Here is a 22,274-nt window from a genome sequence, read left to right as displayed (position 1 = left end):
CACGGCTTTGGGCATTTGCTTGTTGAAAACTGGGTTTATGCACGCGGAGCACTTGGCGAAATACCCGCCGCTTAATACTCACTATACTAACTAGTTACACAGCCAGCCCTGTTGCTCAATTAGATGTGAAAATCTTACCTTAAGGCAAGTTCCTCCACTACTTACTGCCTTTTGCCATGTCTTATTCGATGCCTGCTTCCGCCCCACCTAGTCGGCTGAGCCGCACCCGGGCAGTAGTGCTGACCGCCTTGGTAGCCGGGACGCTGGACATCAGCGTGGCAATGGCCAAGTATGCCCTCCCCACGGGGCGAGATCCGCTCGGCGTGCCGCGCTACGTGGCTAGCGGCTTGCTGGGGAAAGAGGCGCTCACCGGCGGCCTGGCAGCGGCGGGCTGGGGCTTCGTGTTTCACTACGGGTTTGCCTTTGTTTTTACGGCCTTTTATTTCTGGCTTTTTCCCCGTTTGGGTCAACGCTGGTCGCATCCCGTCGTGCGGGGCGTGCTCTATGGCAGCTTCGTGTGGATGGTCATGAACCTGGTCGTCGTGCCGGCTTCGCGCATTGGGCGCCTGCCTTCCGACCCGGCCAAAGCGGCGTTGGAATGGCTGATTATCATCGTTTGCATTGGCCTGCCAATCGCTATTGGCGCCGCTCGCTACTATCGGTCAGCTAAATAGTGACTTCGCGATTCACCTAGATTCCAGTATAATCGAAGCCGAAGCCAAGCCCATTCGACAACTATTTATCTATCAATAGTTTAGCTAATAGGCTGAAACAGGCGATCCCAACGGATTTTGTGCAGAAAGTCGGCGTTTGGGTCGATGGATAGCCAGACGAAGACCGCTTTCCCGACGATATGATCTTCGGGGACGAAGCCCCAAAAGCGTGAGTCTTCCGAGTTGTGGCGGTTGTCGCCCATCATAAAGTAGTAGTTCTGCTTGATGGTGTAGCGCGTCAGCGGGCGGCCGTTTTGCTGAATCATGCCATCCTTCCAAGTGATGCCCGTGTTGTGCTCGTATTGGGCCACGATTTTGTAATAGATCGCGGCGTTAGCGGGCGTTAAGGCGATGGTCTGGCCTTTCTTGGGCACGGGCAGCGGGCCATAAGTATCGAGCTGCCAGTGGTGAGGCACGGCGCTGGCGGCCCCGGAATTGTGGAAATCGGCTACGTCGGGGAAGAGATCCGTCTGAAACTTGGGCACCGTCAGGGCCTTGACGTAGGGCTGCTGACGAAAATACTCTGCTACGCTGGCTGGGCAGCTTATGAAGAAGCCCGGCTTACCGGTTGCAGGGTTGGTGCTCGCTCTGGGAATGCCATCGGGCTCGTCGTAATCGACTACGCCCTGACTACGCAGCGCCTGCCGCACGGCATCATCGGGGGTTTCGACTTCCATGAAGTACGTGTTCTGGAGCTGGCCCGCGACGGGGCCGGGCTGCCGGTTCAGCCACACCTGACCGTTGCGGATTTCCAGGGTGTCGCCGGCCACCGCGATGCAGCGCTTGATCAGGTGGGTGCGCATGTCGGCGGGCAGTTGCTGCTCGTGCGGCACATGAAACACGACCACGTCGTTGCGCTGCACGGAGCTGAAGCCCGGAAAACGGTACGTCGGCAGTTGAATCAGGTCGGAGTAGCTTTTCAGGCCCAACACCTTCTGGTGCGTCAACGGGATTTGCAGCGGCGTCTGCGGCGTGATCGGGCCGTAGTGCAACCGACTCACAAACAGGTAGTCGCCCACCAGCAGCGTGTGCTCCATGCTGGGCGTCGGGATGGTGTACGCCTCCACCGCCGACCAGCGGATGAGTGTGGCCGCCGCAATGGCAAACACTACGGCATCGCGCCATTCGCGGGCTTTGCTTTTCGGCTTCTGGGGCGTGGCGCTGTCGCGCTTGAAACGGAAGAGGTTCATGGATTTCAGGTATTTTATAAATTACTGACTAACAGTTGCTTACCTACCGTCTATTCAGAGCGTTCAGTCTCACGCTCAACCATGCCGACGCCAGTAAAGCTATACGGGACGACTAAGCATAAGCAACTGTCTATATTCGATCTCCAACGTATTTATTTGCAGGTATAGTATAGTGTTAGGAAAGAGGCCGCAGCTCAAGTAGCTTCGGCCTCTTTATAAATCTTCTCTGCATATAATCTTTCACAAATTATTATCTACACCGGGAGTGAAATTGGAAGAACTCGCGCTACCTCGCCTTGGCCCGCAAGCACGGCTTCTCTGTACACCATCGAGGGCAATACCAAGGCATAAGCAAGCTGCTTGAAGGTGAAACCATCACCATTCAGGCCAGCAGTACTAAGTGACAAAGCATGGCTTTAAGCTGCTACAGAATGCTTAAACACATTTTTTTTATGCGACAATATAAAATGAATACATAGTTATTCATGATAATATACCGGCAATAGCTGAGTAAATAAACATTAAAATCAATCAAACTTAATGGAATTAAAGAAATTTCTTTCAAGCGGGTATTTTGCCAGAGAATTACCACCAGTATTTACCACTTCTACTTTTGCAAACAAACTACCTTTCGTAGAGGAAAAATGGAATTTAATAAATAAAAAGACTCAAGATAAGCACAGTGAAACAAAATGTGTATTCTATAATATACCAAAAGTAGGATTAAGCAGAAGAAGAATTAGCATACCAAATCCACTCAGTCAATGGCTCCTTACAAAATGCATTGTCGATAATTATACAGAAATAAAAAAATCCTTTTCTTCAAAAACATCAGCAAGTTTGCCCATATTCACACCAAAGGGCAATCGCAGTATTAAAACAAGACTAACATACGGGGATTTCAGAAGATCGGGGACCTTAGATTCATATTCTAAAATCTATGAGATCAAAACCGACATATCAAAGTATTATAACACTATATACACACATATTATTCCATGGGTATTACATACAAAGCCTGTCGCTAAAGCCAGAAGGAATGACAGCACTTTACTAGGGAATAATATTGATAAATTACTCAGAAAATGTCAATCTGGACAAACAATAGGTATTCCAGTTGGACCTGATACTTCATTAATAGTTTCAGAGCTAATCGGCTGCTGGATAGACACCGAGTTTTCAAAGAAAACCAGCGACTTTGTAGGATATAGATATGTAGATGATTTTAATTTTTTCTTTTCGTCCATTGAAAAAGCAGAGAAGTCTATAAGGACTCTACAAGAAATATTTACCTCTCTTAACCTTGACATGAATGATGATAAAACATCGATAACACGTTCTCCTCATTTTTTTGATAATGGCTGGTCATATGTACTTGCGAACTACAAATTTTCAAAAGACCAAAAAAAGCAGCTTTATGATATAATCAGATTTTTCGATATTTCATTCAAGTATTCTATAGAATTCCCATCAGACAGTGTCTTAAAATATTCCATGAAAATTTTAGATAGTTTAGAGATAGAAGCAGGTAATTGGTCTTTTTTTGAATCATTATTAATGAAGACAGTTATTACGGAGCCTGCAACTCTACAGGAATTCTCTTTCTTAATGTACCATAACAGGACAATTGTTGACAAGAGCAAAATCAAGGATATAGTATATACCCTGTTAGATGAACATATATACAAGGGCCATTCATTTGAAATAACTTGGGCATTATGGCTAGCCAAAGTATTTAATATAAAAATCCCTGCCAAGACAGCATCTAATCTATTTGAACTTGTTGATCCATGCTGCTTAATAATGGCTTTGGATTTAAGAAAACAAGGCTTAATAGCATCAAATACAAAAATTGGTAATTTACAAGACCTATTTGAGGAGGATTCTTTAGACAATGAGTATTGGCTACTGGTATATGAGGCTATATTCCATAAATGGATAACCCCGAAAGACCCGAAAATCATTGAAAAACACCCTTTTTTCAGTTTGTTAAAACAAAACAATATTTCATTCTACCATTCTAGAAGGGTTTTGTCTAAATCAAAATCAAAACAGCATATGCTCCCATCTTCACAAATAGTGGAAGACAATAATTCTAACATTGAAGATTTGTTTGATTTATTCAAATTTCAAAGCTCGAGCTATTTTTAGTGCATAAAAAGAGGCAGAAGCTACTAGTAGCTTCTGCCTCTTTTTCTTTATCCGCTAAAGCTGAATTACATATGAATTGCGCGGTTCTCAGTAGCAGCTAAGCAAGCTTCCTTCACCGCTTCCGCATAGGTCGGGTGGGCGTGGCTCATGCGGGCTACGTCCTCGGCGGAGGCGCGGAACTCCATGGCGGTTACGCCGCTAGAATTCCAGTGCGCTTGATTTCTTTTACCAAGGGGTTCCAGTCGGTAAACTGTTCGGTAGTAAACGTGTGCGGCTCGATGTAGAAATAGGGGTAGCGGGCCAGTACGCTGGCAAAACGTCGAACATCAAGAAACCCTGCTCCCGTAAAATCGTCGGCGACCAGCGCTACATCAATATCCGACTCTTCCCGTTGCTCATTGCGGGCATACGAGCCGAAAAGAATTACTTGTCGCAACGGCACATCGAGCTTGCGCAATTCTTCTGCGAAAGCCCGGACCTGTTCTAAAGCAGCTTGTTGAGTAAACATTGGCGTAAGGAAGCAGTGTCGCGCAACACATTCTGAGTATGACTAGCCGTAGCCTGCTGGTAAACCGTACGTGAATAGTCGGGATAACGACCTTCCATTTGGAACTGGTTCAGTTCAGCTACGAGCACCGTTTCGGCTGGGTTGAGTGCATAGCTGGTGGCCGCCAGCAGGCGAATGATATTATGAATACGAGGCGGGTAGTCATCCGTATTCTCTTGTACCCACAGCGCTTTGCTGAGTTTCTCAATAACCAAATGCGCCAGAAACAAACTGTTCAAATAGTTGCCTGCCCCGAATAGTACCTGAGCCGATGACCAATCCTGTTCAGCAGTTTCCTTCCAATAAGCAACGTGTTCCTGTTTGGTCATATATCGAAAGTAGAGAAAACCCGATAACCACTCAACAGAAAGCGGCTGAAGCTCTTGTAGCCCCAGCCGCTTTCTGTTTCCACAGCAAGTGCGAAAATCACATATGAATCGGCCGGTTCTCCGTTGCCGCTAAGCACGCTTCTTTCACCGCTTCCGCATAGGTCGGGTGGGCGTGGCTCATGCGGGCTACGTCCTCGGCGGAGGCGCGGAACTCCATGGCCGTAACGCCCTCGGCGATGAGGTCGGCAATGCGCGGGCCGATCATGTGCATGCCCAGGATTTCGTCGGTTTCCTTGTCGGCCAGCACTTTCACGAAGCCGTCGAGGTCCATGGAGGCGCGGGCGCGGCCCGAGGCGCGGAACGGGAACGAGCCAGTTTTGTAGGCGCGACCCGTTTCTTTGAGCTGCTCTTCGGTGTAGCCCACGCCGGCCACTTCGGGCCAGGTGTACACCACGCCGGGAATGAGCAAGTAGTTGATGTGCGGCTTCTGGCCCACGATGGTTTCGGCCACGTACACGCCTTCTTCTTCGGCTTTGTGCGCCAGCATCGCACCCCGAATCACGTCGCCGATGGCGTAGATGCCGGGCACGTTGGTCTGGAGGCGCTCATCGACCTTGACGCGGCCGCGCTCTTCCATCTCCACGCCAGCGGCTTCGAGGTTGAGGCCGGCGGTGTAGGGCACGCGGCCTACAGCTACGAGGCAGTAGTCGCCTTCAAATTTCACTTCCTCGCCTTTGGGGTTGGTCGCGGTTACGGTCACGGTGTCGCCTTCGCGGGTGGCGCCGGTTACTTTGTGGCTCAGGAAAAACTCGATGCCGATTTTGCCCAGGATGCGCTTGAGCTCTTTGCCCAGGGCGCGGTCCATGGTCGGGATCAGCGAATCCAAGAATTCGATTACGGATACTTTGGCCCCCAAACGGGCATAGACTGAGGCCATTTCCAGCCCGATTACGCCGCCGCCAATCACGATCATGTGCTTAGGCACTTCGCGAATGTTGAGGGCCTCGGTGCTGGTGATGATGCGTTGCTTGTCCTGCTTGATAAAGGGCAGCACGGTAGGCTTGGAGCCCGTCGCGATGATCGTGTTTTTGGTTTCGATCTGCTGCTCTTCGCCGCCACCCAGCGGCACAATTTTGATGTGATTCTTATCCACGAACGAGCCCACGCCTTTGAGGACGTCGATCTTGTTCTTCTTCATCAGAAACGCGATACCGTCCACGTTGGCTTTCACCACGCCGTTTTTGCGGTCGATAAGCTGGTTCATATTTATCTGAAGATCAGATAGTTCGATACCGTGCTCTTTGAAAGTGGTGTGGGCGTTGTGGTAGTGCTCGGTGCTGTCGAGCAGGGCCTTGCTGGGAATGCAGCCTACGTTGAGGCAGGTGCCGCCGAGGGTGTCGTACTTCTCGATAATAGCCGTCTTGAGGCCTAATTGCGCGCAACGAATGGCAGCTACATACCCGCCCGGACCCGAGCCGATGACGGTAACGTCGTATTGATTCATATTCAGATGAATTCAGTGAAAATCAGCGGGGCAAAGGTAGGCAAGAAAGCCTAGGCTGGTATCTCCAAAATTTGGCGTTAAAACCAAGGCTAGAACTAGAGCTAAGAGCTAGTTCCCCTCCTCAGCTGAGGAGGGGTTAGGGGTGGTTGATAATCGTTGGCCAAAGGTCAGGAGCCGCTTTCCGGCAGAAAGGCGGCCTCAATAGCCGCTAATACACTGTCAAGTTGCTTGAGCACCAGTTTATTTTCAAAACGCATTACCCGCAGTCCTAGCCTAGCCAGGTACTCTGTGCGCACCACGTCAGTAGCTTCGCCGCTAGTTGTGAAGTGTCCGGCGCCATCCAACTCAATTACCAATTTTTCAGCGGGGCAGTAAAAATCTACGACGTAAGCCCCAATGCCGTGCTGACGCCTAAACTTGCGCCCACCTAGCTGGCTGCGTTGCAGCGCCCGCCACAGTAAAGCTTCGGCGGGGGTGAGGTGGTTGCGCAACGTGCGGCGGATGGACTTTTGGTAAATTAGGTTGTGTACTTGATCTGCCACCTTTGGTAGTTTTAACTATATACTAAACAACGATTGCCAACCACCCCTAGCCCCTCCTCAGCTGAGGAGGGGAACTAGCCTTTAGTTTCTAGTTTGTTTTTAATCTGTGAGTACGCCGATGTAATAATTGAGCGTGTCTACTTCCAGGTTTTCCTTGGTGGCGCCGGGCAGATTGACGGGGCGGAACGTGGTTTCGGGCTCAATGAAGCGGTATTCGCCGCCTTTGGTGCGGACGCGCACGGGCATCGAGAAACCATCGACGTCGGCCACCCAGCGGCAAAGCGTTTGGCCATCTTCGAAGCGAAACTCCAGCGTCGGGATGTTTTTGTAGAGCAAGTACTGCGAGAAAATCTTGGTCAGGTCGCGGCCGCTTTGCTGGTTGAGGTAGCCAACCACTTGCGGCGTCGTGACGGTCTGGTGGTAATAGGTGTGCGAAAGACCGCGGAGCATGTCGCGCCACTTCTCATCGTCGTTGACGATGGTACGCACCATGTTGAGCAAGACGCTGCCCTTGTCGTACATGTCGCCAGAGCCCTCTTTGTTAACGTTGTACGGGCCGATAATGGGCTCGTCGTTGCGGATGTTACGGCGCTGCCCGTGGATGTATTCCTGGCCGGCAGGCTTTCCAAACTGGCTTTCCACGAACAGCGCTTCGGAGTACGTGGTAAAGCCCTCGTGAATCCACATATCGGCTATGTCCTTGCTAGTGATGTTGTTACCAAACCACTCGTGGCCGCTTTCGTGAATGATGATGAAGTCCCACTTCAGGCCCCAGCCCGTGGCCGAGCGGTCGTGGCCGAGGTAACCGTTGAGGTATTTATTGCCGTACGCCACGGCGCTTTGGTGCTCCATGCCCAGGTGTGGCGCATCCACGAGCTTATAGCCGTCTTTGTAAAAGGGATAGGGCCCGAACCAATGCTCCATCGACTTGAGCATGGGTTTTACGTTGTCGCCGAACTGTTTTTTGGCCTTCTCAACGTTTTCGGGCAGCACCCAATAATCCAGGGTGAGCTTGCCATTTTCGCCGTCGTAGGTGTCGCCGAAGTGCTGGAAATCCCCCACGTTCATTGCCACATCGTAGTTGTTGATGGGGTTGCTCACAAACCAGTCGTAGCGTGTGTAGCCCCCTTTCACGGCCGTGGTTTTGCGCAACCGCCCGTTCGACACGTCTTTCAAACCCTTTGGTACACTGATGCTTATCATCATGCTGTCTACCTCGTCAGCCTGATGATCTTTGGTCGGCCACCAGATGCTAGCTCCCACTCCCTGGCAGGCGGTGGCGACCCAGGGCTTGCCTTTGGCGTCTTTGGCGAACACGAGGCCGCCGTCCCAGGGTGCGCGCTCGGCGATGGTAGGCTTGCCGGAATACTGCACCGTAAATTCCTCGCGGCTGCCTTTGCGGATTGGCTGCGGAAACGTGACGAACACCGCGTTGGCCTCACGGGTGAAGGGAAGAGCCTGGCCTTTATATAACACCTTCTCTACCTGCAAGTTAGCAAACAGGTCAAATTGCAGCTTCGTGAAGTCCTGCGTGGCCGTGAAGCGAAACAGGTTCGAGCCGCTAATCGACTTCTTGTCGATGTCCAGCCGAATGTCGAGGTGGTAATAATTGATGTCGTAGCAGGTGCGCAAAGGCGTCAGGTTGCCCCGCAGCGAGTCGGCCCGCGTGAAAGCGGTTTTGGGCTGGAGCAGCTGCGCCGTCGAGAGCAGGGGCAGGCAGAAAATTGCGGAGGCAAGCAGGAAGGCGCGGATCATGCAACAAGGAGGGGGTGAAAATCAGGCGAGAAGTTAAGGCGCTTTACAGACTCTGTTGCTACGCACTCGTTGCACGGCTTCCAGTAGCACGCCGACAGTCGGGCAACCAGCCCATTTCCTTTATCGTGCTGAGTAGCATACCTTAAGGCTTGCTTCCTCAACCGATCTTCCCCCCACCCATGAGCCTTTCGAAAACGCTGTTACTTCTGTCCGTCGGCTGCCTGAGTGGTCGCATTGCCCAGGCCACTGTTCGATTGCCCAAGCTGGTAGGCGATAATATGGTGCTCCAGCGCGATGCCAAACTGCCGATTTGGGGTTGGGCCGATGCCGGCGAAACGGTAACGGTCACATTCCGGGGCAAATCCTATACTGCCAAGCCCGGCGGCTCCGAGGGAAAGTGGACCGTCATGCTGCCCGCCACGCCCAGCGGCGGCCCTTACGACATGACGATTAAGAGCAGTAACACGTTACAGATCAAGAATATACTAATAGGCGATGTGTGGCTGGCTTCGGGTCAGTCGAACATGGAAATGCCGGTCAAAGACCAGCCCGGAGGCTACTCCGCGGTGCGCAATGCTGATCAGGAAGTGGCGGGCGCTAATTTTCCGCAGATCCATTTTCTGGATGTCAAAAACACGGTGGCTTCCAAGCCCCAGCGCGATATCGAAAGTACTGGTTGGCAAGTGTGTAGCCCCCAAACGGTAGCTGGGTTTTCGGCGGTGGCGTACTTCTTTGGCCGCGACTTGTACCAGCGCTACCACGTCCCGATTGGCTTGATTTCCTCGACGTGGGGCGGCACGGAAGTGGAATCGTGGACCAGCGCCGAGGCACTTAAAGTACTGCCCGACTTCCGGAGCCGAATCGCGGCGATGCAACAGGAAAAGCGCGACATCAACCAGATTCAAACCGACTACACAAACAGCCTCAAGGCGTGGCAAAATAGTCCGGCTGGCAAGGATCACGGCCGCTTGCCCGATAGCAAAAGCTGGGCCGACCCCGATTTCAACGCTCAGGATTGGAAGACCATGAACGTCCCCGGCCTCTGGGAGCAACAACCCGAACTGAGCACTTTCGACGGCGTAGTGTGGTTTCGCAAGGAAGTAACACTGCCCGCAGCCAACGCGGGCAGGCCACTGCAACTCGCACTGGGTCAGATTGATGACAACGACAGCACTTGGTTCAACGGCGTGCTGGTAGGCACTACTTCCGGCTACAGCGAAAAGCGCCGCTACACCGTGCCCGCAACGCTGGTCAAAGAAGGCCGCAACGTTGTTGCGGTGCGGGTGGTCGACAACGGTGGAGGCGGCGGGCTCTGGGGCCTGACGGCTGATTTTCAGCTGATTGCCGGGGCGGGCAGCACGCCTGTTTCGTTGGCGGGCGCTTGGCAGTACAAGCCCGCCTACGATCCGGCCAGTGTGCCGAAAACGCCTTTTCCCAAAGGACTGCCGAATAACCCCACGGTGCTGTACAACGGCATGATCGCGCCGCTGATCCCGTATGCGCTGAAGGGCTTTATCTGGTATCAGGGCGAAAGCAACTCCGATCGCGCCTATCAGTACCGCACCCTGTTTCCCACCATGATCAAGGACTGGCGCACGCGCTGGGAACAGGGCGACTTGCCTTTTCTATTTGTGCAATTAGCTAATTATCAGCACGATCAGCCGCAGCCTGCCGAATACGAATGGGCGGAGCTGCGCGAGGCCCAAGCCATGACCCTGAGCTTGCCCAAAACGGGCATGGCGACGACCATCGACATTGGCAACCCCGACGACATTCACCCGCTCAACAAGCAGGATGTGGGAAAAAGGCTGGCATTGGCCGCCCAAAAAGTAGCGTATGGTGATACCAAAATCGTGGCTTCTGGCCCCACCTTCAAGAGCATGCAAGTGCAGGGCAAGCAGGTGCGGCTCACCTTCGACAACGTGGGCAGTGGCCTCATCCTGAAAGACAAGAGCGGCGACTACCTGAAAGGCTTTGCAATTGCGGGCGCCGACCACAAGTTTGTGTGGGCCAAAGGCGAGTTGCAGGGCAACACGCTGGTCCTGTCGAGCGACCAGGTACCGGCGCCCACCGCCGTGCGCTACGACTGGAGCAACAACCCTTCTCCGAATCTGTACAACAAGGAAGGCCTGCCTGCTTCCCCTTTCCGCACCGATCAGTGGCCGGGCCTGACCGTTAGCAAAAAGTAGAGCCAGCGCCCCTACCAACCAAGACAAAGCGCAAGGATTCGAATAGTTACCCCAGAATTCTGCTGTACGTTTGCAGTGTCAATTCTGCCTGAAGCGCTGCTCTCATGTCTCAAACTAAGCCTACCCGCGCGGCCATTGTGCTTGCGTTTGCTATCGTCTACCTCATCTGGGGCTCCACGTATCTGGGCATTCGCTTCGCAATCGAAAGCATCCCACCCCTACTGATGGCGGGTACGCGCTATAGCTTGGCGGGCGTGCTGCTGTACGGGTTTATGCGCCTGCGCGGGGCACCACGGCTACCGCTTAGCGGCTGGCTAACAGCCCTGATCATCGGCAGCTGCCTGCTGACGTGTGGCAATGGCGGCGTTACGCTCGGGGAGCAATATATCCCCTCAGGAATGGCCTCGCTACTGGTTGCTACGGTGCCGTTATTTCTGGCCTTATTGGGCTGGCTGAGTGGCTTAGCCGCCCGGCCTACGCTGCGCGTATCCGTGGGTTTGCTCTTCGGAATGGCCGGAGTGTATTTGCTGGCTCGTAACCCTGGGGCCAGTCACGTGGCCTTGCCGGGGCACCGGATTATTGGCATTGGGTTGGTGCTTGGGGCGGCGTTTTTGTGGGCGATTGGCTCACTGTATTCCAAAAAGAAGCAAGCTTCGCCCTCGCCCTTTGTCGGGGGTGGCATGCAGATGATCTGCGGCGGCCTGTTGATGGTGCTGCTGGGCCTGTTGCGCGGTGAAGCTTCTGCTTTCGACTTAGCCGCTATCACGGCCAAATCCTGGATGGCGTACGCGTACCTGGTTACTTTCGGCTCGATCGTAGCGTTTACAGCCTATATCTGGCTGCTGCGGGCCGTCGAGCCGGCGCTGGCAGGCACCTATGCGTTTGTCAATCCCGTGGTAGCCGTCTTGTTGGGTTGGGCTTTTGCCGGTGAAGCCCTCAACGTGCAAATGCTGGGCGGGGCCGCTCTGATTGTAACGGCCGTGGTGCTGGTGGTGCTGGGCGGCGCGAAAAAAGCGGAGCCTGTTGCAGAAGAAGAGTTGGTGAAAAGCAAATAGATATTCTGTAACGTTCTCATAATCAATTTATTACAAAATATACAACGGGCGGTCATGCAGAGCGCAGCGAAGCGGGAGAGATGCTTCGCTCTCGCTCTGCATGACCGCCCGTTGTAAGCTGTTCATTACAAACAACATCAGCACCGAGCCAACCACCCCAGCGGCAGCGTTGCTGCCGCATTCCCTCCTCGGCTGAGGAGGGGAATGTGGTACTTACTCGTCTTTGTAGAGTTGGCCGGCTTTTTCGGCGGAGAGCTTGATGCCTTTGATCATGGCGGAGCTGAAGCCGTTGTGCTCCATTTCATTGAGGCCGGCGATGGTGCAGCCTTTCGGCGAAGTTACTTTGTCAATCTCCTGCTCGGGGTGCGAGGATAATTGCAGGAGTAAGTCGGCTGCGCCTTTGGCAGTTTGAGCGGCCATTTTGAGGGCATCGTGGGCGTGAAAACCAATTTCAGTGCCGCCCTGAGAGGCCGCCCGAATCGAGCGCAGGAAAAACGCAATGCCGCAGGCACACAAGGCCGTAGCCGACGTCATGAGGTCTTCGTTGATCTGAATGCTTACCCCGACGGTGTTAAACAACGCCTCCACCAAGGCCAAATCTTCGTCAGTGGCCCGGTCGGTGGCAATGCAGGTCATCGATTGGCCGATGCCAATGGCCGTGTTGGGCATGGCCCGCACTACGCGTAGCTCCGAGCCCGCCTGCTCCCGTATATCGGAACAGCACACACCCGAAATAACCGAGATGACCAAGTGCTTCTCTGGGTCAAAACCACTCTTGATTTCCTCCAGCAGCTTATTAAACTGCTGCGGCAGCACGGCCAGCACCACGATATCGGCTTGTTTTACGGCCGCTAGGTTGTCGGTGCTGGTCAGAAAGCCTGCGTCGGCCAGCGAAGCCAGCGCCGTTTTGGTGCGGCGCGTCAGGGTGATGTGGCTGCGCTCAAAAATGCCCGCTTTTACCAATCCTTTGGCCAACGACAGGCCAATGTTGCCGCTGCCCAAAATCGCGATGCGCTGGGCGGGCTTTTTCATATCTACTTGTGTTTGAATCGCTTCCATTCTGAATGGCTGTCCGTCCTTGCCTTCTTGGCAAGGGTAGTTTGCAACAGGCAAGATACTGAACCCCGCTGGAAAGCCTAACTTCTCCGACAACTACGCCAATCTATATATTATTGACTATCAATGCCTTATACAACCAATATTTCCTGTTTCTGCTTAGCATAACACTGAACACCTGCTTTTGCAATTGTTCGGCCCCCTCGATACCCCACCTGCACCGCCTGATTGGCAATGCAAAATCATTGAATTATTCATAGATAAATATTCACTTTATACATAAAATATATATTCCTTATCCGATATTAGCGCGTCCTGTAACTAGCCCTTCACTATTTGATGAGAATTCTACCCACTTGCGGTCTTGCGCTGGCTTTGTTGCCGGGCAGCGCGGCAGCCCAGCAGCTATTCAATATCTCCCGCAGCAATTATTCAGGCCTTACTGCCGCTGCCTGGAACCCGGCTACCATTGCCGACAACCGCTATGCGCTTCAAATACAGCTCTTTGCCGTCGACGGCCATGCCACCAACACAGCATATCGTTACACTGGCCCCTGGAGCCTGCGGCACTTAAACGAGCCGCTGGACTTATCGAGCCAATACCTTACGCGCAACGACAGCGATAAGGCCAAGCTCTTCAGTGCGGGCCTGAACGTACGCGGGCCGGGCGTGCTCATTGGCCTCGGGCCCAAGCAAAGCCTTGCCGTAAGCACGCGCGTACGGGCGGCGTTTCAGGGAAACAACGTGTCGCCGGAGACCATCCAGAACGCCGTGGACGAGTTCAAAATCGGCAACCGCGTGCAGGGTAACTCCTTCAACCTCAACATGAATGCCTTTGCCGAATGGGACGCTACCTACGGCCGGGTAATGCTGGACGACGGGTTGCATTTCCTCAAAGCGGGCGTTACGCTCAAGCGGCTGATGGGCATAGGCTCGGGGTACTTACAGGGCAAAAACATTGATTTTGAAGTAAGTAAGAAACAAGCGGCGACCGGCGACACCATCGTTCGGATTTATAACCTAGATGGCGCTTTTGCTTATTCCAACACCCAGGCTTTCGAGGATGTCGATGTAGAAAAGGCCACCAAATGGCTTACGCCCCGCAACGCGCCCGGCTCCGGCTGGGGCGTCGATCTGGGTATTGTGTACGAGTACCGGCCCGACGCTGCGCAGTATCAGCACACCGATACGCACGGCGTAGACCAAGCCGACCGGGGCCGCAACAAGTATTTGTACCGGGCATCCATTTCCGTAACCGACATTGGCTCAATTCGTTATCGCGACAATGCCGTGGTGTACAATGCCGTGCGAGCGCGCAACGTGGGCGTGAGCGAAGCCGACTTGGGCAACCTCAGCGGCGATAACTTCGATGAGAAAATCAATCGCATTCTGCGCACCAATGCGCTTACTCGGCAAAACCACTTTCGGGTAGGTCTCCCGACGGCGTTAAATGTCGATGTGGATTACCACCTCAGCAACAAGATTTACGCCAACTTGGCCCTAAGCCAGGGCCTGCGTACCCACTACGCGACCGGCATGCGGCAGTTTTCGTACGTTGCGCTCACGCCCCGCTTCGAGACCCGGTGGCTAGAGGTGGCCGTGCCTTTCTCGATGACCAATAGTTACCAAACCTTCACGTACGGTGCCATGGTGCGCATCGGGCCACTGGTAGTGGGCTCCAATAACTTGTCGGCCTTGTTCGATTCGAGCGACCCGTACGGAGCCAACGCCTACGCCGAGCTTTCTGTGTTGGCCTGGGCGCACAAAAAATACAAAAATAAGCCTGCGAAAGGCCCTAAACCACCGAAAACGGCCAAATCTTCCTAGTGCGGGACTGAGGACACCCGAAGCACTGGAAACCAATAAAAACTGACGAATATCAGGCAGCCCACTGATTGATTTCAGCGCAGTAGCGCCAAAAGGGCCGCATCTTTGAGTTGTTGTTCCAGTTGCGGGGCCAGAGCTGCTCCTGGCCCTGCTGCTTTGCCTCACTTCGATTGCTTTCCCATGCGACGTTCCCACACGGTAGGTTCGCTGCTCCTGATTCTGGCCCTGTTCGTCTGGGCTGGAATGGTAGCGGGCATTTCTTTTTTAGAAGCCCCTCTCAAATTCACGGCACCCCACATCACCGTGCCGCTGGGGTTAGGAATTGGACGCATCGTGTTTGCGGCCCTCAACAAAGCCGAGCTGATGTTGGGCACCGTGGCTTTGGTTAGCGCTTTTTTTCTGCGCGTGCCGCTGCGTACTTGGGTGGGCCTGCTAACGGTGAGCATCATTCTGCTGCTGCAAACTTTCTGGCTGCTCCCTGCCCTCGACGTCCGTGCCCTTGCGTTGCTGGCAGGTCACGCGCCGCCTGCCAATGCCTTGCACCCGATTTACATCGGTTTGGAAATAATTAAGCTCCTTACGTTGTTGAGCACGGGTACAGGCGCGCTAAGCTGGGCCTTACAGGTAGCCCGCCAACGCAGTTGGGCAAGTCCCGAAAGCGTCGTTCGGCAACCAGCATAACTAATTACCCATCAATCACTTACAATACTCAGTGATGGCATTACTTCCGGACATTCACACCGAAGCCGACATTAAAATATTGGTCGATTCTTTCTACGACAAGGTCAATCAGGACGACTTGCTGGCGCCGGTGTTCAACGGGTTTGCGCACGTCAACTGGCCCAGCCACCTGCCGGCGATGTACGATTTCTGGAGCAGCCTGCTGCTGGGTACCTCGCGCTACCGCGGCCGGCCTTTTCCCAAGCACTTACCTTTGCCCGTCGATGCCGCCCACTTCCAACGGTGGCTGGAATTGTTCTATGCTACTGTCCATGAGAACTTTGCCGGTCCGGTTGCCGAAGAAGCCAAAGTGCGGGCGTTGAACATCGCGACCATGTTTGAATACCGCATTCGCAAACACAACTCCTTGTCTATCTTGTAGTTGCCCAGCACACAGGGTTAGCGTCAGATGATCTACTAAACAAAAAGGCGGCTCCGTTTCCGGGGCCGCCTTTTTGCTGTCTTTGCCAAGCGATTTACACGCCCAGCAGCAGACGCGTTGGGTCTTCGAGCAATTCCTTCACGCGTACCAAGAACGATACCGACTCGCGGCCGTCGATGATTCGGTGATCATAGCTCAGGGCCAAGTACATCATTGGCCGGATTACGACTTGGCCGTTTTCGGCGATGGGGCGCTGCACGATGTTGTGCATACCCAGAATAGCCGATTGCGGCGCGTTGATAATTGGGGTGCTCATCATCGAGCCGAAGATGCCGCCGTTGGTGATGGTGAACGTGCCGCCCGTCATTTGCTCGATGGTCAGCTTATTTTCGCGGGCGAGTCCGGCGAGGCGCACAATCTCCTTCTCGATCTGGTCGAATGACATTTCTTCGGCGTTACGAATCACGGGCACCACCAAGCCTTTCGGGGCCGATACCGCGATGCTGATGTCGCAGAAGTCGTTGAACACCATGCTGTCGCCGTCGATCTGGGCATTCACGGCGGGCCATTCTTTCAGGGCCACGCACACGGCTTTCGTGAAGAAGGACATGAAGCCAAGGCCGACCTGATGCTTCTCCTTAAACTTGTCTTTGAACTTGTTGCGCAAGTCCATGATCGGCTGCATGTTCACCTCGTTGAAGGTGGTGAGCATGGCCGTTTCATTCTTCACCGATACCAAGCGACGCGCTACGGTTTTGCGCAGGTTGCTCATGCGCTCGCGGCGCTGGTTGCGGTTGCCACTGGCTGCGGGGGCAGGTGCCGCTTGGGCCGCAGGAGCTGCTGCCGGTGCAGGAGCCGCCGGAGCCGCTGGGCGAGCCTGGGCATTCAGCGCATCCTCTTTCGTGATGCGACCGTCGCGGCCGGAGCCTTGTACGTTGCTTGCCGCAATGCCTTTCTCGTCGAGAATTTTGCCGGCGGCTGGCGAAGGCGTGCCGGTGGCATAACTGGTAGAGGTGCTAGCGCTGGCCGATGCCGTTTGCGGAGCCGAAGCTGCGGGAGCCACTGCTGGCGCAGCCGGTGCCGCGCTGGCAGCGCCGTTACCTCCTTCGATTCGGGCAATCACGGAGCCGATGGCAATCGTCTGTCCTTCGGCTACGGCGTGCCGCAACGTGCCGCTGGCCTCAGCCGGCAACTCGAACGTAGCTTTGTCCGACTCTAGCTCTGCAATAATCTCATCCTGAGCCACTTGTGCGCCGTCGGGTTTCAGCCATTTCGCGACTGTTACTTCCGTAATAGATTCGCCAACGCTCGGGATGATCATTTCCTTCACGCTGCTGCTTCCTGCTTCAGCGACTGCGGGGGCAGCGGCCGGAGTAGGCGTGTTAGCTGAGCCGGCTTGCGAGCCACCGTAGCCCGACTGGTTGCTGGCTTGCGGATTTTGCTCGCCTTGTTGTACGGGGTCAGCGCTGGCGGGTGCACTGGTTTTGCTTGGTGTAGCTTGTGCTGACGTCGGGGCTGCACTCTCAGCGGGAGCAGCACCCTCAACGCCATCTGCACCAATCTCGGCGATGACGGTACCGATGCCAATGGTTTCGCCTTCCGCTACGCGGATGCTCAGGGTGCCATCGGCTTCAGCGGGCAGCTCAAACGTGGCTTTGTCCGATTCGAGTTCGGCAATTACCTCATCGCGCTTCACGGCGTCGCCGTCTTTCTTGAGCCATTTGGCTATGGTAACTTCGGTGATGGACTCGCCGACAGCGGGGATTTTGATTTCCAGACCCATACGGTGCGTGGTTGGGAAGTTTGTTCGGTTCAAGAATTAATCAGTCACCTTTTTATCGGCCTGCTCCACAGTAGCCTTTGCGTTTTCGATGGCGGGGGTTGCCGTTTCGAAAGCACGCGCTACAATTTCTTTCTGCTCTTTTACGTGCACTTTGTTGTAACCCGTTGCTGGTGAAGCACTTGGCTTACGCGCAATTACATCCTCCAATTCGCGGCGCAGGAAGCGCAGCATGTAATTCCAGTAGCCCATGTTCTCGGGCTCTTCTTGCACCCAGAACACTTTCGCTTTCGGGTACTTGGCGAGTTCGGCGTTAAGCTGCTTTTGCGGGAAGGGATGCAATTGCTCCAAACGGACAATGGCCACGTCGGTGCGCTGCGACTTCTGCTGCTCTTCCAACAGATCGTAATACACTTTGCCTGAGCACAATAGCACACGCTTTACTTTCTTGGCCTCAGCATACACATCGCCGAGCACTTCGCGGAAGCTGCCGCTCGTGAACTCCTCTGCCGGCGACACGCACAGCGGATGACGCAATAGCGATTTGGGCGACATCACCACGCAAGGTTTGCGGAAGCTCCACGCAAGTTGGCGACGCAGCAAGTGGAAGAAGTTAGCCGGCGTCGTGATGTTGGCTACCACGATGTTGTTTTCGGCCGAAAGTTGCAGGAAGCGCTCGGGGCGAGCATTGGAGTGCTCGGGGCCTTGGCCTTCGTAGCCGTGCGGCAAGAGCATCACCATGCCGTTCATGCGCTGCCACTTGCTCTCCGACGACACGATGAACTGGTCAATCATGGTCTGAGCACCGTTGGCGAAGTCGCCGAACTGGGCTTCCCACACGACAAGCGCCGTTGGGTTGGCCATGGCATAACCGAATTCGAAGCCTAGTACGCCGTACTCGCTCAGCAGCGAGTTATAGATGCGCAGGTTTTCGTGCTCGCCTTCCATGTAATTGAGCGAGTTGTACGGGGCCGACGTTTCGGCGTCGTGCAGCACAGCATGGCGGTGCGAGAAGGTACCGCGCTGGCAGTCCTGCCCGCTGACGCGCACAATGTGGTTTTCCTGCAAGAGCGAGCCATACGCCAGCAATTCGCCGGCTGCCCAATTGAGCATGCGCGTTTCAAAAAACATCTTGCGACGCTCTTCCAGCAGCTTCTCGATTTGCTTGAGCGGGCGGAAGCCCTGTGGCAAGGTCGTCAACGCTTTGCCTACTTTATCAAGCACTTCTGCGCTCACCCCCGTTTCCGGCGACTGGTCGAAGTCCTCGGGCGTAGCGCGGCGCAGGCTGCGCCACTCGTTTTCGAGCGCCTGATACTTATAAGGCAATGGCTTTTGCTTCACCATGTCGAGGCGGGCCTGGAGCATCTCGCGAAACTCACGGTCCATCTGGTTGGCTAGCTCGGCATCAACATCGCCACGCTGCACCAGAATCTCGTTGTACACCTCGCGCGGGTTTTTGTGCTTCGAGATGAGGTTGTAAAGCGTTGGCTGCGTGAACTTTGGCTCGTCCGACTCGTTGTGGCCGTGCCGACGGTAGCACACCATATCAATAAAGATATCGGCGTGGAACTGCTGGCGGTACTCGGTAGCCAGACGTACGGCAAACACTACCGCTTCCGGGTCGTCGCCGTTCACGTGCAGCACCGGCGCGTCAATAATCTTGGCTAGGTCGGTGCTGTAAATCGAGGAGCGCGCATCTTCGAAGTCGGTGGTGAAGCCTACTTGATTGTTGATCACAAAGTGAATTGTGCCGCCCGTTTTGTAGCCTTCAAGCTGCGACATCTGCGTCACTTCGTAGCCAATGCCCTGCCCTGCCAGCGCCGCATCGCCGTGGATGAGGATGGGCAGAATCTGGTGGTAGTCGTCGCCGTATTGGTGCTCTATTTTGGCCCGTACAAAGCCTTCAACAACCGGGTTTACCGCTTCGAGGTGCGAAGGATTGGGCGCCAGTTTCAAGTTAACCTTCTGACCAGCAGACGTTTCTACTTCCGAGCTGTAGCCCATGTGGTATTTTACGTCGCCGTCGCCCATAGTCAGGTCCGGTACGGCAGTTCCCTCAAATTCGGAGAAGATCTGCTCGTAGGTTTTGCCCATGATGTTGGCCAGCACGTTCAGACGACCCCGGTGGGCCATCCCGATCATGACTTCGCGCACGCCGAGTTCCGAACTCCTTTCAATGATGGCATCGAGGGCCGGAATTGTGGTTTCACCGCCTTCCAGTGAAAAGCGCTTCTGCCCTAAAAACTTGGTATGCAGAAAGTTCTCAAAAACAACGGCTTCGTTCAGCTTGCTGAGAATGCGCTTCTTGTACTCAGGTCCGGGATTAAAGCTCAGCGAATCCTTCTCCACTTTGTCCCGGAACCAATCCAGAACCTGGGGATCGCGGATGTACATGTACTCGAAGCCGATGGTGCCGGTGTAGATCTTATCCAACGCCGCCACGATTTCGCGCAGGCTTGCTTCTTTGCCCAAGCCCAGCAGATCACCGTTATGGAATTTGGTATCCAAATCTGCCTCCGACAAACCAAAATCCGCGATCTCGAGGCGGGCTTTGCGGTCTTTGCGTTCGCGCACCGGGTTGGTGCGGGCGCGCAAGTGACCGCGGCTCCGATACGCATGAATCAGGTTGCGGACGGCCGTTTCCTTATCGGTGGCGTGCGTGTCAAGCGGCTCGATAGCCCCGGCGTTGTTGGTAGACGCAACGGTACTAAGCACCCCGAAGTCCTGAGGCTGCTCCGGTGTAGCTACGCCGGCGCTGCCTACAGCAGGGCGACTTGCAGGTTGGGCAGTAGCGCCTTTACCATTTGAGACAGGCTGACCTTCGGCAGGGTATTCCTGCGAAAAATCAAAGCCCTCAAAAAATTTGCGCCAGCCAAAATCAACCGATTCCGGATTCTGCTTGTAAGCCTGGTACAGTTGGTTGATGTAGTCGCCGTGGGCGTTGGCGATGTAAGAGTAAGCGTCCATTTAGTGCGGAGCTAGGTGAGTCAGCGGTAAATGTATAGCGCTTCGGCTAAAGGCAAAAACCTAAATTCGATTACTCAAATATGCCTCTATCTCAAACGCTTTAGGTTTGAACCGATTACTCAGGCGCTAAGTTTCATTTGCCAATCTATCCAAAATAAAAGGAAAAGCCTTCCGAAAATAGAAAGGCTTTTCTACAGCGCACCGGCGTCATTACTTCGGCAGCGCCATTTTAAAGATGTGAAAGGGCTGATCCTGCATGCTTACACCCTTGTTCCAATTGGGAGTTTTGTGAATAGCCGACGTAGTTATGAATAGCTCGTTATTTGGCGTAAGACTGTATGTATCAGGCCATTGCAAACGTTTGTCCTGGACAAGAGTTTCGATTTTGCCAGCTGGTGTGCGTTTCATGAGTGAGTTTGTTTCGAAGCTGGTCAGGTACACATTGTTGCTGGCATCAATTTCCAGTCCGTCGGAGGCCGGAACTGTCCCCAAGTCTTCCACTTGTTGCCCAACTTGCGCATCCGAAAGGGCGGCGTTACGCAGCGCTTCGGTCTTGATGCGGTAGAGCTTGTGGCTGGTCAGGGGCATATAATAGAGATACTGAAAGTCGCGGCTCAAGGCAATGCCGTCAGCATTCAGCTGCATGGGTTTGCCTTTCGCATCCACCATGAGGTGGCCGTCGGCTTTGAGTTGCAACGATTTGTCGGCCTTTACCGACGGATGGTTGCTCAATGCCTTACGGGCTTTTCCGGAGGCCAAATCAACGACTATCAGGCTCCCGATGCCTGACTCGGTGATGTAGGCAATGTTGCGCTGCGTATCGATGCGCACGTCGTTGAGGTAGGCTTTGCGCGGCACCACCGATTCGGGAAAAGGAATGGTTTGCACCACCTTGTTTGTCTTCGGATCAATTTTGACCAGCTTCGGTCCGCCTACCACCGTGTATTTCAAGCCGGGTGCCGCTGGGTCGAGTACCCAAATTGTGCCTTTCTGATCAACGTGAACGCTTTGTGGGCAAATCCAGTGCTTCTGTGGCTCGTTCTTCACCGAGTCATTCCACATGCACCAGCTGGCATCTGGGTAAGGCTTCACCGAATTATCGCTGCCAACGAGCGCAATCGGGTACACCGGGTTGTAATCCCAGCGCGGGAAATCGGCTAGTACGCGCCCGTCGTGCGTAACGGCTACGCCCACAAACTGCGGACCACGCAATTCGGCCACGAGTTGCAACGCCGAACTGCCTTTGTTGGCACTCGAGTCGGCAGCGGCACCGGTAGCACCGGCAGCGGAAGCGTCCGTTGAAGAAGTGGGCTGAGAAGGCGAAGAACAACCTTGGGCTGCAAAAAGCGCCAGCAGGCTGGCGAAAGTAGCTACGCGCAGGGGCCCGGCGGCAGAAGGAAGGGTAAGAAATAGCATCAGCGGATTAGATTTGGTTGTGTGGATACGGAACAGCTTGGCTCTCAGAGTTTATAGCTTATTCTTTACGCACAATTACTTACTGCGTTCGCTTTGCCCTTGAGTTTGCTAATTGCCTACGTGTCAGCTACTAAAACCACTTCTGAAAATT

Annotated in this window: 17 protein-coding genes; 7 read left to right on the top strand and 10 right to left on the bottom strand. The window is 54.1% G+C overall.

Annotated elements, in window-relative coordinates; genetic code table 11:
- The first annotated feature begins 176 nt into the window (after window positions 1–176).
- Entirely contained in the window at window positions 177–674 is a 498-nt protein-coding gene (locus tag FHG12_RS10240) for a hypothetical protein (protein WP_139515641.1), read from the top strand.
- A gap of 80 nt (window positions 675–754) precedes the next feature.
- Here FHG12_RS10240 and lepB read toward each other — a convergent pair whose 3' ends face one another.
- On the bottom strand, window positions 755–1,903 hold the full coding sequence (gene lepB / locus FHG12_RS10235; RefSeq protein ID WP_139515640.1) for a signal peptidase I: 1,149 nt from the start codon (window positions 1,901–1,903) through the stop codon (window positions 755–757).
- Window positions 1,904–2,443: 540 nt separating this feature from the next.
- On the opposite strand from lepB, the gene FHG12_RS10230 reads away from it, so the two are divergent.
- Entirely contained in the window at window positions 2,444–4,054 is a 1,611-nt protein-coding gene (locus FHG12_RS10230; protein ID WP_139515639.1) for an RNA-directed DNA polymerase, read from the top strand.
- Between the two features lie 190 nt (window positions 4,055–4,244).
- On the opposite strand, the gene FHG12_RS10225 is transcribed toward FHG12_RS10230, so the two are convergent.
- From FHG12_RS10225 to FHG12_RS10205, 5 genes are all read right to left on the bottom strand, one after another.
- Window positions 4,245–4,562, bottom strand: a complete 318-nt coding sequence (locus FHG12_RS10225) for a nucleotidyltransferase domain-containing protein (RefSeq protein WP_139515638.1) — start codon at window positions 4,560–4,562, stop codon at window positions 4,245–4,247.
- Window positions 4,538–4,930, bottom strand: a complete 393-nt coding sequence (locus FHG12_RS10220; RefSeq protein ID WP_139515637.1) for a HEPN domain-containing protein — start codon at window positions 4,928–4,930, stop codon at window positions 4,538–4,540. The genes FHG12_RS10225 and FHG12_RS10220 overlap by 25 nt, the downstream gene beginning before the upstream one ends.
- A 97-nt stretch (window positions 4,931–5,027) precedes the next feature.
- The gene (gene lpdA / locus FHG12_RS10215) at window positions 5,028–6,434 is read right to left on the bottom strand and encodes a dihydrolipoyl dehydrogenase (protein WP_139515636.1); all 1,407 of its coding nucleotides are present in this window, start codon (window positions 6,432–6,434) and stop codon (window positions 5,028–5,030) included.
- A 167-nt stretch (window positions 6,435–6,601) separates the two neighbouring features.
- Complete coding sequence (locus tag FHG12_RS10210; RefSeq protein WP_139515635.1) at window positions 6,602–6,976, bottom strand: endonuclease domain-containing protein; 375 nt, start codon at window positions 6,974–6,976, stop codon at window positions 6,602–6,604.
- A 99-nt stretch (window positions 6,977–7,075) separates the two neighbouring features.
- Window positions 7,076–8,731 carry a M1 family metallopeptidase gene (locus FHG12_RS10205; protein WP_139515634.1) on the bottom strand — a complete coding sequence of 552 codons (1,656 nt, stop codon included), beginning with the start codon at window positions 8,729–8,731 and terminating at the stop codon, window positions 7,076–7,078.
- Between the two features lie 179 nt (window positions 8,732–8,910).
- Here FHG12_RS10205 and FHG12_RS10200 point away from each other — a divergent pair, with 179 nt between their 5' ends.
- Window positions 8,911–10,920 carry a sialate O-acetylesterase gene (locus FHG12_RS10200; protein WP_139515633.1) on the top strand — a complete coding sequence of 670 codons (2,010 nt, stop codon included), beginning with the start codon at window positions 8,911–8,913 and terminating at the stop codon, window positions 10,918–10,920.
- A gap of 104 nt (window positions 10,921–11,024) precedes the next feature.
- Complete coding sequence (locus FHG12_RS10195; RefSeq protein WP_139515632.1) at window positions 11,025–11,975, top strand: EamA family transporter; 951 nt, start codon at window positions 11,025–11,027, stop codon at window positions 11,973–11,975.
- Window positions 11,976–12,188: 213 nt separating this feature from the next.
- Here the strand turns inward: FHG12_RS10195 and proC are convergent, their stop codons facing one another.
- Window positions 12,189–13,007: a pyrroline-5-carboxylate reductase gene (gene proC / locus FHG12_RS10190; RefSeq protein WP_139515631.1), complete on the bottom strand. Its 819-nt coding sequence runs from the start codon at window positions 13,005–13,007 to the stop codon at window positions 12,189–12,191.
- Window positions 13,008–13,370: 363 nt separating this feature from the next.
- On the opposite strand from proC, the gene FHG12_RS10185 reads away from it, so the two are divergent.
- The 3 genes from FHG12_RS10185 to FHG12_RS10175 all read left to right on the top strand — a co-directional run bounded on the left by FHG12_RS10185 (window position 13,371) and on the right by FHG12_RS10175 (window position 15,960).
- On the top strand, window positions 13,371–14,858 hold the full coding sequence (locus tag FHG12_RS10185) for a DUF5723 family protein (RefSeq protein ID WP_139515630.1): 1,488 nt from the start codon (window positions 13,371–13,373) through the stop codon (window positions 14,856–14,858).
- Window positions 14,859–15,038: 180 nt separating this feature from the next.
- A complete protein-coding gene (locus FHG12_RS10180) occupies window positions 15,039–15,539 on the top strand; it encodes a hypothetical protein (protein WP_174805795.1) in 501 nt (166 codons plus the stop codon).
- A 34-nt stretch (window positions 15,540–15,573) separates the two neighbouring features.
- Window positions 15,574–15,960: a group III truncated hemoglobin gene (locus tag FHG12_RS10175; protein WP_139515629.1), complete on the top strand. Its 387-nt coding sequence runs from the start codon at window positions 15,574–15,576 to the stop codon at window positions 15,958–15,960.
- Window positions 15,961–16,054: 94 nt separating this feature from the next.
- Here the strand turns inward: FHG12_RS10175 and odhB are convergent, their stop codons facing one another.
- The 3 genes from odhB to FHG12_RS10160 form a co-directional block, all read right to left on the bottom strand.
- Entirely contained in the window at window positions 16,055–17,743 is a 1,689-nt protein-coding gene (gene odhB, locus FHG12_RS10170) for a 2-oxoglutarate dehydrogenase complex dihydrolipoyllysine-residue succinyltransferase (RefSeq protein ID WP_139515628.1), read from the bottom strand.
- 36 nt (window positions 17,744–17,779) lie between these two features.
- Entirely contained in the window at window positions 17,780–20,707 is a 2,928-nt protein-coding gene (locus FHG12_RS10165) for a 2-oxoglutarate dehydrogenase E1 component (protein WP_139515627.1), read from the bottom strand.
- A gap of 210 nt (window positions 20,708–20,917) precedes the next feature.
- A complete protein-coding gene (locus tag FHG12_RS10160) occupies window positions 20,918–22,123 on the bottom strand; it encodes an L-dopachrome tautomerase-related protein (RefSeq protein ID WP_139515626.1) in 1,206 nt (401 codons plus the stop codon).
- Window positions 22,124–22,274: the final 151 nt, after the last annotated feature.

Source organism: Hymenobacter jejuensis, assembly GCF_006337165.1.
GTDB classification, from domain to species: Bacteria; Bacteroidota; Bacteroidia; order Cytophagales; family Hymenobacteraceae; genus Hymenobacter; species Hymenobacter jejuensis.
The sequence above is the reverse complement of the archived record's forward strand: the minus strand, read 5'-3'. Positions and strand labels throughout refer to the sequence as shown.

Coding starts and splice junctions, on each gene's coding strand:
- FHG12_RS10240 (WP_139515641.1), top strand. CDS start 177: ATGTCTTATTCGATGCCTGCTTCCGCCCCACCTAGTCGGCTGAGCCGC.
- lepB (WP_139515640.1), bottom strand. CDS start 1,903: ATGAACCTCTTCCGTTTCAAGCGCGACAGCGCCACGCCCCAGAAGCCG.
- FHG12_RS10230 (WP_139515639.1), top strand. CDS start 2,444: ATGGAATTAAAGAAATTTCTTTCAAGCGGGTATTTTGCCAGAGAATTA.
- FHG12_RS10225 (WP_139515638.1), bottom strand. CDS start 4,562: ATGTTTACTCAACAAGCTGCTTTAGAACAGGTCCGGGCTTTCGCAGAA.
- FHG12_RS10220 (WP_139515637.1), bottom strand. CDS start 4,930: ATGACCAAACAGGAACACGTTGCTTATTGGAAGGAAACTGCTGAACAG.
- lpdA (WP_139515636.1), bottom strand. CDS start 6,434: ATGAATCAATACGACGTTACCGTCATCGGCTCGGGTCCGGGCGGGTAT.
- FHG12_RS10205 (WP_139515634.1), bottom strand. CDS start 8,731: ATGATCCGCGCCTTCCTGCTTGCCTCCGCAATTTTCTGCCTGCCCCTG.
- FHG12_RS10200 (WP_139515633.1), top strand. CDS start 8,911: ATGAGCCTTTCGAAAACGCTGTTACTTCTGTCCGTCGGCTGCCTGAGT.
- FHG12_RS10195 (WP_139515632.1), top strand. CDS start 11,025: ATGTCTCAAACTAAGCCTACCCGCGCGGCCATTGTGCTTGCGTTTGCT.
- proC (WP_139515631.1), bottom strand. CDS start 13,007: ATGAAAAAGCCCGCCCAGCGCATCGCGATTTTGGGCAGCGGCAACATT.
- FHG12_RS10185 (WP_139515630.1), top strand. CDS start 13,371: ATGAGAATTCTACCCACTTGCGGTCTTGCGCTGGCTTTGTTGCCGGGC.
- FHG12_RS10180 (WP_174805795.1), top strand. CDS start 15,039: ATGCGACGTTCCCACACGGTAGGTTCGCTGCTCCTGATTCTGGCCCTG.
- FHG12_RS10175 (WP_139515629.1), top strand. CDS start 15,574: ATGGCATTACTTCCGGACATTCACACCGAAGCCGACATTAAAATATTG.
- odhB (WP_139515628.1), bottom strand. CDS start 17,743: ATGGGTCTGGAAATCAAAATCCCCGCTGTCGGCGAGTCCATCACCGAA.
- FHG12_RS10165 (WP_139515627.1), bottom strand. CDS start 20,707: ATGGACGCTTACTCTTACATCGCCAACGCCCACGGCGACTACATCAAC.
- FHG12_RS10160 (WP_139515626.1), bottom strand. CDS start 22,123: ATGCTATTTCTTACCCTTCCTTCTGCCGCCGGGCCCCTGCGCGTAGCT.